Origin of the sequence: Conyzicola sp., assembly GCF_046714715.1 — a bacterium.
Taxonomy (GTDB): Bacteria; Actinomycetota; Actinomycetes; order Actinomycetales; family Microbacteriaceae; genus Conyzicola.
Map to the genome: position 1 here is coordinate 1 of NZ_JBKKAD010000212.1, position 12,357 is coordinate 12,357.

General features: G+C 67.8%; 10 protein-coding genes. 7 read left to right on the forward strand and 3 right to left on the reverse strand.

Features of this window, described 5'->3' with window-relative positions; genetic code table 11:
* Positions 1 to 769: type I methionyl aminopeptidase (map, locus tag ACLQ6X_RS16565; protein ID WP_411701246.1), on the reverse strand; the 769-nt coding region annotated here is incomplete at its 3' end.
* Between the two features lie 80 nt (positions 770 to 849).
* Here map and ACLQ6X_RS16570 point away from each other — a divergent pair.
* Positions 850 to 1,020, forward strand: coding sequence for a methionine aminopeptidase (locus ACLQ6X_RS16570; protein ID WP_411701247.1), 171 nt, complete (start codon positions 850 to 852; stop codon positions 1,018 to 1,020).
* Positions 1,021 to 1,034: 14 nt separating this feature from the next.
* On the opposite strand, the gene panB is transcribed toward ACLQ6X_RS16570, so the two are convergent.
* Positions 1,035 to 1,850 carry a 3-methyl-2-oxobutanoate hydroxymethyltransferase gene (gene panB, locus ACLQ6X_RS16575; protein ID WP_411701248.1) on the reverse strand — a complete coding sequence of 272 codons (816 nt, stop codon included), beginning with the start codon at positions 1,848 to 1,850 and terminating at the stop codon, positions 1,035 to 1,037.
* Between the two features lie 38 nt (positions 1,851 to 1,888).
* A complete protein-coding gene (locus ACLQ6X_RS16580) occupies positions 1,889 to 2,242 on the reverse strand; it encodes a hypothetical protein (RefSeq protein ID WP_411701249.1) in 354 nt (117 codons plus the stop codon).
* A gap of 106 nt (positions 2,243 to 2,348) precedes the next feature.
* Between ACLQ6X_RS16580 and ACLQ6X_RS16585 the strand changes: the two genes are divergently transcribed.
* The 6 genes from ACLQ6X_RS16585 to ACLQ6X_RS16610 all read left to right on the forward strand — a co-directional run bounded on the left by ACLQ6X_RS16585 (position 2,349) and on the right by ACLQ6X_RS16610 (position 12,310).
* The gene (locus tag ACLQ6X_RS16585) at positions 2,349 to 3,686 is read left to right on the forward strand and encodes a glutamine synthetase family protein (protein ID WP_411701250.1); all 1,338 of its coding nucleotides are present in this window, start codon (positions 2,349 to 2,351) and stop codon (positions 3,684 to 3,686) included.
* Positions 3,687 to 3,713: 27 nt separating this feature from the next.
* Positions 3,714 to 6,656, forward strand: coding sequence for a bifunctional [glutamine synthetase] adenylyltransferase/[glutamine synthetase]-adenylyl-L-tyrosine phosphorylase (locus tag ACLQ6X_RS16590; protein ID WP_411701251.1), 2,943 nt, complete (start codon positions 3,714 to 3,716; stop codon positions 6,654 to 6,656).
* A 566-nt stretch (positions 6,657 to 7,222) separates the two neighbouring features.
* Positions 7,223 to 8,803, forward strand: a complete 1,581-nt coding sequence (locus ACLQ6X_RS16595) for a glycosyltransferase family 2 protein (protein WP_411701252.1) — start codon at positions 7,223 to 7,225, stop codon at positions 8,801 to 8,803.
* On the forward strand, positions 8,790 to 10,274 hold the full coding sequence (locus tag ACLQ6X_RS16600) for a glycosyl hydrolase (RefSeq protein WP_411701253.1): 1,485 nt from the start codon (positions 8,790 to 8,792) through the stop codon (positions 10,272 to 10,274). Before ACLQ6X_RS16595 ends, ACLQ6X_RS16600 begins: the two co-directional genes overlap by 14 nt.
* Positions 10,275 to 10,330: 56 nt before the next feature.
* Positions 10,331 to 11,767, forward strand: coding sequence for a UDP-glucose dehydrogenase family protein (locus tag ACLQ6X_RS16605; protein WP_411701254.1), 1,437 nt, complete (start codon positions 10,331 to 10,333; stop codon positions 11,765 to 11,767).
* Between the two features lie 96 nt (positions 11,768 to 11,863).
* Positions 11,864 to 12,310 (forward strand): nitroreductase family deazaflavin-dependent oxidoreductase, encoded by a 447-nt coding sequence (locus ACLQ6X_RS16610; RefSeq protein ID WP_411701255.1) that lies wholly within the window; start codon positions 11,864 to 11,866, stop codon positions 12,308 to 12,310.
* The last annotated feature ends 47 nt before the right edge of the window (positions 12,311 to 12,357 follow it).

Here is a 12,357-nt window from a genome sequence, read left to right on the forward strand (position 1 = left end):
CGGCCCACATCTCCCACGCGGGCGAACCGCCGAGGGTGAGCATCGGCTCGATCGTGAACACCATGTTCTCGACGATCTCGTCGGCGAACCGCGGAGCCGAGTCGTAGTGCGGGATGATCAGCCCGGAATGGAACGCGGCCCCCACGCCGTGCCCGGTGAAGTCGCGCACCACTCCGAGGTCGAAGCGCTTGGCGTACGACTCGATGGCGCGCCCGATCACGTTGACCTCGCGGCCGGGGGCGACCGCCTTGATGCCCCGGTTGAGCGACTCGCGGGTGCGTTCGACCAGGTCGACGGCCTCGGCCGAGACCTCGCCGACGAGGAAGGTCACGTTGCTGTCGCCGTGGAAGCCGTTCTTGTAGGCCGTGATGTCGATGTTGATGATGTCGCCGTCTTCGAGCACGGTGTCGTCGGGGATGCCGTGGCAGATCACCTCGTTGAGCGACGTGCAGACCGACTTCGGGAAGCCTCGGTAGCCGAGGCACGAGGGGTAGGCGCCGGCCGCGACCACGAAATCGTGGCCGATCTGGTCGAGCTCGTCGGTCGTGATGCCCGGTCGCGCCGCGCGCCCGACAGCCTGGATTGCCTGCGCCGCGATGATGCTCGATTCGCGGATCAGATCGATGGATGTCGCGGGGTAGACGTCACCGCCCGTGTGGTTCTTCGGCGCCTTCTTGCCCACGTACTCGGGCCGCGCGATCTCCTGCGGCACACTCCTCAGCGGTGAGATCCGACCGGGTGTGAGGTGTCCGTTGCTGTCCCTAGGCATGTCACCCAGTCTAGGTTCCGTGCGGTGGCGGCCGCCCCGACGGGCCTAGTCTGGAGGGAGAACGACCGACAGGAGCTGCGATGACCGAGTGGTGGTACAACAACAAGACCGGCGAAGTGGAAGAGGGCGCTCAGTCGCTCGGTTCCGACCGTGACGGCCCGTTCGCGACGCGCGAAGACGCCGCCCGCGCCCCGCAGATCATCGCCGAGCGCGCCCGCAAGTGGGCCGAAGACGAGGCCCGCAACAACTAGCGGCGCGCGACCGGCTACTCCGGGTACTCGTGCTCGGCGGCCGGGTACGAGGCCGAACCGACGTCGGCGATGTAGGCCTTCGTGGCGTCGGTGAGCACGCCCTTCAGGTCGGCATACTGGCGCACGAACTTCGGGATGCGTCCCGTCGTCAGCCCGGCCCAGTCGGTCCAGACGAGCAGCTGGCCGTCGACGTGCGGGCCGGCTCCGACGCCGATCGTCGGGATGCGCAGCTCTTCGGTGACCTGTGCGGCGATGCCCGACGGAACCATCTCGAGCACTACCGCGAACGCGCCGGCGTCCTCGACCGCGTGGGCGTCGGCGAGCAACGCCTCGGCACCCTCGCCGCGGCCCTGGATCATGTGGCCGCCGAGACCGTGTTCGCTCTGCGGCGTGAAACCGATGTGCGCCATGACCGGGATGCCGGCCGACACGATGCGGCGGATCTGCTCCGCGCTGCGCACGCCGCCCTCGAGCTTGACGGCGTGGGCGCCGGTCTCCTTCATGAACCGGAACGCGGTGTGCAGGGCCTCGTCGGGGCTGGTCTCGTACGAGCCGAACGGCATGTCGGCGACCACGAAGGCGCGCTTGACCGAACCGGCCACCGCCCTGGCGAGCGGGATGAGCTCGTCGACGGTCACCGGCAGGGTCGTGTCGTGCCCGAAGACCGTGTTGCCCGCTGAGTCACCCACGAGCAGGAAGTCGATGCCCGCCTCGTCGAAGATGGTCGCCGTCAGCTGGTCGTAGCTCGTGAGCCCGGTGATCTTGATCCCGTTCTCTTTCGCGTTCTGAAAGTGCCGGGTACGGACGCGTTTGACTGCCTGCTCTGCCATTCGGCAAGTCTAGCTTCGCCGCGCGAGCGGCCCCCGGGTCAGCCCGCGAGGATCGGCTGGAACCAGATGGTGTCCACGATCATCGCGATCACGAGCACGGCGATGACGCTGTAGCCCCACGCGAGCGCGGCCTTCGGCCTGTCGCGCAGCTTGACGGTGCGCAGCAGCCCCACGATCCAGACCAGCGGCAGCAGAAAGGCGGCGCCGAGGTCGATGCCGACCGGGTCGCCCGAGAAGCCGAAGAACACGAGGTGAAGCACCGTGTAGAACGCGACGCCCACGAAGACGACGGCGTAGACGAGGTAGAGGATGACGAGCGCCCTGGTCGGACGGGCCCGCTGTTGTGAGGCTTTCGCCGACGCTCTGGTTCTGGATGCTGCGGGCTTGGCCATTATCGAAGTGTAGGGCCACCCGGCCGGGCGCCAAGCGGAGACGTGGCGGAGCCAGTAGCCTGATAGCGCGTAAACGACCACCCCCAGAACCAACATGAGGAGCCGGATGGACAAGCAACGAGACTTCGTTCTTCGAACCATTGAAGAACGAGGCATCAAGTTCATCCGCCTGTGGTTCACCGACGTCGTCGGCACCCTGAAGAGCGTCGCGATCGCTCCGGCCGAGGTCGAGGGTGCATTCGCCGAGGGGCTGGGATTCGACGGCTCCGCGATCGAGGGGTTCACCCGCGCCTACGAGGCCGACATGCTCGCGCAGCCCGACCCCACCACGTTCCAGATCCTTCCCTGGCGCGGCGAGATCGACCCGACCGCCCGCATGTTCTGCGACATCACCACCCCCGACGGCCAGCCGGCCGTGTCCGACCCTCGCCACGTGCTCAAGCGCACGCTCGCGAAGGCCGCGGATCGCGGATTCACGTTCTATACGCATCCGGAGATCGAGTTCTACCTGCTCAAGTCGTCGAAGCTCAAGGGCGGCAAGCCCGAGCCCGTCGATTCCGCCGGATTCTTCGACAACGTCCCGGGCGGCACGGCACACGATTTCCGCCGCCGTTCGGTGCGCATGCTCGAAGACCTCGGCATCTCGGTGGAGTTCAGCCACCACGAGGCCGGTCCCGGTCAGAACGAGATCGACCTGCGCTACGCGGACGCGCTCACCACGGCCGACAACATCATGACGTTCCGCACCGTGATCAAAGAGGTCGCGATCGAGCAGGGCGTCTATGCCACGTTTATGCCGAAGCCGATGAGCGACCAGCCGGGCAGCGGCATGCACACCCACCTGTCGCTGTTCGAGGGCGACACCAACGCGTTCTACGACGCCAGCGGGCACTACCAGCTGTCGCAGATCGGCCGCCAGTTCGTCGCCGGCCTGCTCAAGCACGCGCCCGAGATCACCGCGGTCACCAACCAGTTCGTCAACTCGTACAAGCGCCTGTGGGGCGGCGACGAGGCCCCCAGCTTCGTCACGTGGGGGCACAACAACCGCTCCGCGCTCGTGCGCGTTCCCCTCTACAAGCCCAATAAGGGCCAGAGCGCGCGCGTCGAGTACCGTGCGATCGACTCGGCCGCCAACCCCTACCTCGCCTACTCCCTGCTGCTCGCGGCGGGGCTCAAGGGCATCGAGGAGGGCTACGAGCTGCCGCCCGAGGCCGAAGACAACGTGTGGGAACTGTCCGACGCCGAACGCCGCGCGCTCGGCTACAGCCAGCTGCCGACGAGCCTCGACCACGCCGTCTCGCTCATGGAGGACTCGGAGCTCGTCGCCGAGACCCTCGGCGAGCAGGTCTTCAACTACGTACTGCTGAACAAGCGTCGCGAGTGGCAGGAATACCGCGCGCAGGTCACGCCGTACGAGCTGGAGAGCAACCTCGAAATCCTGTAGGACGACCCGTTGTAAGCAGAGGCACGCATGCGCCATCAGACGACGCTGACTGACCTGGCCCGGCTCGGATTCGCCGACCTCGAGACCGCGAGGCAGCGGCTCGCCGAGTTCGACGGGGTGACCGAGCCGGTCACCCCGCTGTTCGCGGTGGCCGCCGACCCCGACCAGGCGCTGCTGGCGCTCAGCCGTCTCCGCGAGTACGCGCCCGCCCAGGTGCAGCCGGTGCTGGCGGATGCCGCGGCTGCCGCCCGGCTCGTGCGCGTGCTCGGCGCCTCGGCGGGTCTCGGTGACTTCCTGTTGCGCCGTCCGTCCGAACTCGACGCGCTGCTGCAGCCCGTTCCTCCGCTCTCGGTCGCCGCCTACAGCGCCGACATCCTCGCGGCCACGGCAGGCCTCGACGTAGACAGGGCGGTGACCGCCCTGCGCGTCCGCTACCGCAGACACCTGCTTCAGCTGACGGTCTGGGACCTCGAACAGAACGACCCCCTCGCGGCGGTCTCCGTGGTGGCGGCGGCCCTCGCCGATCTCGCCGCCGCCGCGCTCGACGCGTCCATCGCCATCGCCCGCGGCTCGGTGCGGTTCCCTGCGGCCGACGTCGAGAGAACCCGGCTCGCCGTGATCGGCATGGGCAAGGCCGGCGCCCGCGAACTCAACTACGTGAGCGACGTCGACGTGATCTTCGTCGCTGAGGCGGCCGACGGCCTCGCGAGCGACCGCGCGGTCGAGATCGCCACGCGTCTGGCGATGGAGACCATGCGCGGCATCCACGAGCCGGCCTTCGAACCGGAGCTCTGGGAGGTCGACGCCAACCTGCGCCCGGAGGGCAAAGACGGCGCCCTCGTACGCACCCTCGAGTCGCACCTCGCCTATTACGACCGCTGGGCGAAGAGCTGGGAGTTCCAGGCGCTGCTCAAGGCGCGGCCGCTCGCCGGCGACGCCGAGCTCGGGGCACGGTATGCCGCTGCCGTCTCGCCCCTCGTCTGGTCGAGCGCGAGCCGCGCGGGCTTCGTCGAGTCCGTGCAGCGCATGCGCGAACGGGTCACGCACAACATCCCCACCGACGAGCTCGACGTGCAGCTCAAACTCGGCCCCGGCGGCCTGCGTGACGTGGAGTTCACCATCCAGCTGTTGCAGCTGGTGCACGGGCAGGCCGACCCGGCGGTTCGCCAGGGCGCGACTCTGCCGGCACTGACTGCCCTCGCCGACCAGGGCTACATCGGGCGTGTCGAGGCCGCGGAGTTCTCGCGTGACTACCGGTTCCTGCGGCTGCTCGAGCACCGGCTGCAGCTGACCAAGCTCAGCCGCACCCATCTCATGCCCACCGACCCCGACGCCCTCCGCGTGCTCGCGCGGGCGAGCAGGGTGTCACCGAGCGGCTCGGAACTCTCGGAGCAGTGGAAGCGCACCAAGAACGCGGTGCGCCGCCTGCACGAGAGGCTCTTCTACCGCCCGCTGCTGTCGGCGGTCGCCGCGCTACCCGAGGACGGGCTGGCACTCAGCAGCGAACAGGCCACGGCGCGACTCGCGGCGATCGGCTTCCGTGACCCGGCCGGCGCCCTGCGTCACATCGCGGCCCTCACCGGCGGCGTCTCGCGCCGTGCGACCATCCAGCGCAACCTGCTGCCCGTCATGCTGCAGTGGTTCGCCGAGGGCGCCGACCCCGACCACGGCTTGCTCGCCTTCCGGCGCCTCAGTGACGACCTCGGTGAGGCCTACTGGTTCCTGCGTATGCTGCGGGATTCCTCGGCCGCGGCGCAGCGGCTCACCCACGTGCTCTCCGGCTCGCGGTTCGTCGGCGACCTCTTCGAGCGCATCCCGGAGGCGGCCGCGTGGCTCGAGAACGACGGCGAGCTGCGACCCCGCCCGCTGTCCGTTCTGCTCGACGAGGCCCGAGCCACCGTTGCGAGACACCCCGACAACGCGGATGACGCGGCTCTCGTTCTGCGCACCGCGCGGCGCCGCGAAATCCTGCGCCTCGCCATGAGCGCCATCCTCGGCACCATCACCGTCGAGGAACTCGGCGCCGGCCTCAGCGACATCACCACCGCGGTCCTCACCGGTGTGCTGGCGATCGCGCATCGCTACGGCGACGGTATCGAGTTCGCCGTGATCGCCATGGGACGGTACGGGGGAGGAGAACTCGGTTTCGGCTCTGACGCCGACGTGATGTACGTCTACCGCCCGGCGGGCGCCACGGACTCCGAGGCCCAGTCACGCGCCGAGAACATCGTGCGCACGCTCTCTCGGCTCACGGAAGACCTGCGCACCCCGCTCGACCTCGACATCGGGCTGCGTCCGGAGGGCAAGAACGGCGCCATCGTGCGGTCGCTCGAGTCGTACCGCGCCTACTACGCGCGCTGGTCGCTCACCTGGGAGGCCCAGGCGCTGCTGCGGGCCCGTGGTGTGGTCGGCGACGCCCCGCTCATCGACGCCTTCGAGTCGCTCGCCGACGGGGTGCGATTCCCGACCGCCATCAGCGAGCAGGACGTGCGCGAGATCAAGCGCATCAAGGCCCGTATCGAGTCGGAGCGCCTGCCGCAGGCGGCCGACCCCGCCCGGCACCTGAAGCTCGGCCGAGGCTCGCTGAGCGACGTCGAGTGGTTCGTGCAGCTCCTGCAGATACGGCACGGAGCGGCGAACCCCGGCCTGCGCACCACGTCCACGCTCATCGCCCTCGCGCGGGCGGTGGAGGCCGGCCTGGTCACCGGGACGGATGCCGCGAAGCTGCACGACGCGTGGGTGTTCGCCTCGCGGGCGCGCAGCGCGATCACGCTGTGGAGTTCGAAGACGGCCGACGTGCTGCCCACCGACCGCCCTCAACTGGAGGGGGTGGCCCGACTTCTCGAATACCCGCCGGGGTCGGCCTCGCAGCTCGAGGAAGACTACTTGCGAACGACCAGGCTCGCCCGCCACGTGTTCGAGCGGGAGTTCTACGGTTCGCCCGCAAATACGGCTCACTACCTCACCTGAGCCTCCGCGCCCGCCCGCGCCCATCAACTCCGTCCGACGCTGGTGAGGCGATCCTCACGCAGCTTTTGTGCGCGGGGTCGGGAATGGTCGCACCAATGATGCGTTTGCATCCACTGAGCAAAATATATTTTGCAAGATTTTTGGGGCTTGCGAAGGCTGAAAACGGGCTGTAAGCCTTGTACCCCATTTTGCGATTCCGCCCCCCAAACGGGTCGAGCCGGAGGGGCGCTCCGCGGGGGAGCGTGATAGTCCGTCGTGTCGTGTTCGCGGGTTCGCGGGCGCGGAAAACCGCGTTCTGCGAGGAACGCACACCGCCCGACGTACCCCGGAGAACGGTGGTTTCCGTGTCATCCGCGACGCGCGTTTTCGGAGTCCCCCAAAGCGAGGACAGCGTCGGTCCGAGCGTTCGACGGCTGTCAGCCTCCAGCGTTTCGCAGCGCTACGCACGCCGCCGAAATTGTGTTGCGGCCCCCGTTCACGGCACACATACTGGCCATACCCGAAGCGCACCATTCCGATTCCCCAATGCTGTGGAAGTTCACAAGTCACAGCTCACTGGGGGACCTTTGTTCATTTTCATTCTTCAGATCCGCCATCTCATCGAGGGCCACCCGGAGCTCTACCTCTTCACGGTGTACTCCGCCTGCATCTGGATCCTCTGGGTCATCAAGGTGCTCGTCTCCCGCCAGTACCGCCCGTTCACCGGCACGTACACCGGAACCACGAGCGTCGTCGTTCCGGTGGTCGACGAGCCGCTCGACCTCTTCCGCGACGTCATCGAGCGCATGGTCGAGCAGAAGCCGGGCGAGATCATCGTCGTCATCAACGGCGCCGAGAACCCGGCACTGCAGGCCGTGTGCGACGAGTACGCACCGCTCGTGCGCTGGGTGCACACCCCGATCCCCGGCAAGCGCAACGCCGTGATGATCGGCACCAACCTGTCGAAAGGCGACATCACGGTGCTCGTCGACTCGGACACCGTGTGGATGCCGAACGCGCTCGACGAACTGGTCAAGCCGTTCGCCGACGCCAGGGTCGGCGGCGTCACCACCCGCCAGCGCATTCTCGAACCGGAGCGTTCGTGGATCACCCGCTGGGCCGACTGGCTCGAGAACTCGCGATCGCTCTACTCGATGCCCGCGCAGAGCGTGATGGGCCAGGTCGGCTGCCTCCCGGGCCGCACCATCGCCTTCCGCCGCTCGATCCTCATGACCGTCATGGACAAGTTCATGACCGAGCGCTTCATGGGCGTCTTCCTCGAGGTCTCCGACGACCGTACGCTGACCAACCTCACGCTCAAAGAGGGCTACCGCACGGTCTACCAGCACACGAGCCTCGTCTACACCGACGCCCCGCTGCAGATCAAGAAGCTCTTCAAGCAGCAGCTGCGCTGGGCGCGCGGCAGCCAGTACAACACGCTGCGCATGCTGCCGTGGATGCTCGGCCACGCGCCGCTGCTCGCCCTGTTCTTCGTGATGGACATCATCCTTCCGTTCCTGCTCGCCGGCGTCATCGGCGGCTGGGCCTACCGCGCACTCTCCGGTCAGGGCTACAACTTCTACGAGGGGCTGCTGAGCGAGTACGGGGTGCAGTCGGGGCTGCTCTGGATCGTGGGGCTCATGGTCGTGTCATCCGTTCTCAGCATGGGAATCCGGCAGATGCGCCACCTGGGCGAAAAGCCCTCCGACTTCTTCCGCCTGCCGATCTTCATCCTCGCCTCCACGTTCTTCCTCATGCCCGTGCGTCTCATCGGGTTCTTCCGCATGGGCCACGCGAGCGGCTGGGGAACGAGAGCCGGCGCCTACGCCGGTGGAGGACAGGATGACGCGACCGACGCCGCGCGCGAGCAGGCCCTCGACAACCCGGGCCACCTGGCACCGACGAGCCAGGCCGACCTCGGCGACATCGACTCGTCCTGGGCGACCTCGGCTCCGGCGACCTCCGCCGACCAGCCCACGCAGTACGACGCCCAACCCGGCAGCGTACTGGTCGCGGAGCGCCGCGCGGAGACCATCCGACCGATTGTTCAGAAGCCCGCCATGCGACAGACAACTCCACGGCGTCGTCTCAACCCCAAGGCGGCGTTCCCTTATCTCATCGGCTTCACCATTTTCTTTGTAGAGGCGGTACTTCTTGTCCAGGTCTAACTCCTCGTGGTGGGCGTCCAGCACGTCCAGCGCGCGACGCACCACGATCGGCGCGAGCGCGATCGCCCTCGCCCTCATCGCGGTCTGCTACTTCGTCTGGATGTCGCCGGCCAACCCGATCGCCGACGTGCGCGACTCGGTCACAGCCGCGGTCGTCGACCCCGACACCGTCGCCGACATGAAGCAGGAGCGTAACCGTCTGCTCAGCCGCACCGTCGAGCTCGAGTCGAAGATGGACGACAAGAACGGGCAGCTCGCCCGCCTCTCCACCCAGCTCGAGTCGACGCAGCGCAAGCTCGCCGAGGCCACCACCGTCGAGGCCGCCCCCGTGGTGAAAGACAACAAGCCGCCGGTGACCAGGACGCCCGCCAAGGCGCCGGCGAAGTCGACGACCCCGGTCAAGGCGCCCGTGAAGGTCCCGGCACCCGCGGTCGCGGCTCCCGTCAAGGAGCCGGTGGTCATTCCGACCAAGGCCGAGATCGTCAACCCCACCTCGCGCTACCTCGGTCTCTACACGACGCAGGCACCCTTCAACTGGGCCACCTACGACGAGGTCGCGACGAAGCTCGGCAACCAGCCGAGCATGGTCGGCTACTTCAGCGGCTGGGACGAGACCTTCCGCGCGAACGCCGTCACGCGGGCTTGGGACAGGAACCAGCTCCCGATGCTCACGTGGGAGTCCCGTCCCATCGGTTCGCCGAACAGCCAGGTCGACGAGCCCGACTACCAGCTCCCCGCCATCATCGGCGACCCGGCTGCCGGAGTCCCCGGAAAGTACGACGAGTACATCCGCCAGTACGCGAAGGACATCGTCGCCACCGGACTTCCCCTCGCCATCCGTTTCGACCACGAGATGAACGGCGTCTGGTACCCCTGGTCGGAGACCACGGGCAAGGGCGAGCCGATCAACGGCAACCGCGTCGGCGACTACGTCAAGACGTGGCAGCACGTGCACGACATCTTCGAACAGGAGGGTGCGAACAACCTCGTCATCTGGACTTGGGCGCCGAACATCGTGAACAACCTGCCGGCCGCGAACAAGAGCGTCGACTTCCTCACCTCGCTCTACCCGGGCGACGAGTACGTCGACTGGGTCGGAGTCTCCGGGTACCTGCGCCCCGCGTACAAGGCCGACAACGACTTCACCTTCGACTACACGTTCGGCGCTACGCTCGACCAGCTGCGCCAGATCAGCGACAAGCCGATCGTGTTGGCGGAGATCGGAGCGTCGGAGGTCGGCGGCAAGAAGGCCAAGTGGATCACCTCGGTCTTCGACGCCCTCGCCGATCCGAAGAATGCCGACATCGTCGGTCTCGGCTGGTTCAACCTCGCGGTCACCAGCTACACCGAGGGTGAACTCGCAACCAACGACTGGCGCATCGAATCGCGACCCGAGAGTCTCGAAGCGTTCAAGGAGGGGATCCTCAGGCCGGAGGACAACTTCAATCTGACTCCGATTCCCACACCATGACCGACTCATCCACACACCACCGTTCACATCACGCAGAGAAATCAGGGAGGTTCACCATGAATGCCAAGACAGAATCCACAAAGAACACGCCCCAGGACCGCAAGGCAACACCACCCCGTATCAGCGTGATCGGCACCGGCTATCTGGGAGCGACGCACGCCGCGGCCATGGCCGAGATGGGCTTCGAGGTCGTGGGCGTCGACGTCGACCCGAAGAAGGTCGAGGCGCTGAGCGCCGGCCGCGTGCCGTTCTTCGAGCCCGGCCTTCCCGAGCTCATCGTGAAGCACGTGCAGAGCGGGCGCCTGCGCTTCACCACCGACATCGCCGAGGCCACCGCGCTCTCCGACGTGCACTTCATCTGTGTCGGCACGCCCCAGCAGCGCGGAAGCAACGCCGCGAACCTCAAGTTCGTCGAGGACGCCACCTCGGCGGTCGCGTCGAGCATGACGCACGACGGCCTCATCGTCGGCAAATCGACCGTGCCCGTCGGAACGGGAATGCGTCTGCGCGAGATCATCGCCGGAGTGCTGCCGACCGGCATCAGTGCCGAACTGATCTGGAACCCCGAGTTCCTGCGCGAGGGCAAGGCGGTCATGGACACGCTGGCCCCCGACCGCATCGTGTTCGGCGGCGCCTCCGAGCAAGCCGAGGCGCTCATGCGTGTCGTCTACGCCATGCCGATCGCCACGGGCACCCCCGTGATCGCGTGCGACCTGCCCACCGCCGAGCTCGTGAAGGTGAGCGCCAACGCGTTCCTCGCCACGAAGATCTCGTTCATCAACGCCATCGCCGAGGTCTGCGAAGCCGCGGGAGCCGATGTTTCCGTTCTCGCCGACGCACTCGGCCACGACGTGCGCATCGGCCGTCAGTTCCTCAACGCCGGTCTCGGCTTCGGCGGCGGTTGCCTGCCGAAGGACATCCGCGCGCTGATGTACCGCTCGAGCGAACTCGGCGCCTACTCGGCCGCTTCGCTCATGCAGCAGGTCGACGAGATCAACATGGGCCAGCGTCAGCGCGTGATCGACCTCGCCCTGACGGCCCTCGGCGGCTCGGTGCTCAACCGTCGCATCGGCGTTCTGGGTGCGGCCTTCAAGCCGCACACCGACGACGTGCGCGACTCGCCGGCCCTCAACGTGGCCGCGGCGCTGCACCTGCGCGGCGCGCAGGTCGTGGTGTTCGACCCGGAGGCCGGCGCCACGGCGAAGGCCATGTTCCCCACCCTCACCTACGTGGACAACATGGACGACGCTGTGGCCGACGCCGACGCGCTGCTCGTGCTCACCGAGTGGGCCGAGTTCGTCGACGCCGACCCGGTCAAGATGCACGAGCTGGTCAACACCCCCGTGGTGATCGACGCCCGCAACTGCCTCGACGCCGACGCCTGGCGCGCGGCTGGCTGGGACTTCCGTGCCCTCGGCCGTCCAGTGCCCGCGACGGTGCCCGCGGTTCCGGTCACCACCGGACCGCTGCGCACGCTGGTCGCCTCGCGCTAGCGACGCACCCTCCGAAGGGCCGCATCCTCGTTCGCGCGGGTGCGGCCCTTCGTCGTTCCCGGCGGTAGTGTCGGGAGAAAGGGGAGAGGAGAGCCTATGCCGCTCGACGGAGTGTACGCACCGGGAACGTCGGCAGCCTCGCGCCGCCAGGCCGAGTCGTTCGAGGCCAGCAACGGCCAGCGTTCGGCGACGATGCGGGGAATGCCGATCGTGGTGCTCACCTCGGTCGGCGCGAAGTCGGGGCTGCTGCGCAAGAGCCCGCTGATGCGCGTCGAACACGAGGGCGTGTACGCCGTCGTGGCGTCGCTCGGCGGTGCCCCGGAACATCCGGTCTGGTACTACAACGTCGTCGCGCACCCGCACGTCGAACTGCAAGGCGGAGCGCACAAGCGCGACTACCTCGCGCATGAGGCGCAGGGGGAGCAGCGCGACCTCTGGTGGCAGCGGGCGGTCGCCGCGTACCCCGACTACGCCGCCTACGCGCGCAAGACGCAGCGGCTCATCCCGGTCTTCGTGCTGGAGCCGTTCGACCCCTCCGCCTGAGCCTCCACCGGAGGTAAGCGTCTCGCAACTCAGGCAGATTGCGCGGC

Excerpts from the sequence above, each read along its gene's own strand:
- panB (WP_411701248.1), bottom strand. The coding sequence starts at position 1,850 with ATGGCAGAGCAGGCAGTCAAACGCGTCCGTACCCGGCACTTTCAGAAC.
- ACLQ6X_RS16570 (WP_411701247.1), top strand. The coding sequence starts at position 850 with ATGACCGAGTGGTGGTACAACAACAAGACCGGCGAAGTGGAAGAGGGC.
- ACLQ6X_RS16605 (WP_411701254.1), top strand. The coding sequence starts at position 10,331 with ATGAATGCCAAGACAGAATCCACAAAGAACACGCCCCAGGACCGCAAG.
- ACLQ6X_RS16610 (WP_411701255.1), top strand. The coding sequence starts at position 11,864 with ATGCCGCTCGACGGAGTGTACGCACCGGGAACGTCGGCAGCCTCGCGC.
- ACLQ6X_RS16585 (WP_411701250.1), top strand. The coding sequence starts at position 2,349 with ATGGACAAGCAACGAGACTTCGTTCTTCGAACCATTGAAGAACGAGGC.
- ACLQ6X_RS16580 (WP_411701249.1), bottom strand. The coding sequence starts at position 2,242 with ATGGCCAAGCCCGCAGCATCCAGAACCAGAGCGTCGGCGAAAGCCTCA.
- ACLQ6X_RS16590 (WP_411701251.1), top strand. The coding sequence starts at position 3,714 with ATGCGCCATCAGACGACGCTGACTGACCTGGCCCGGCTCGGATTCGCC.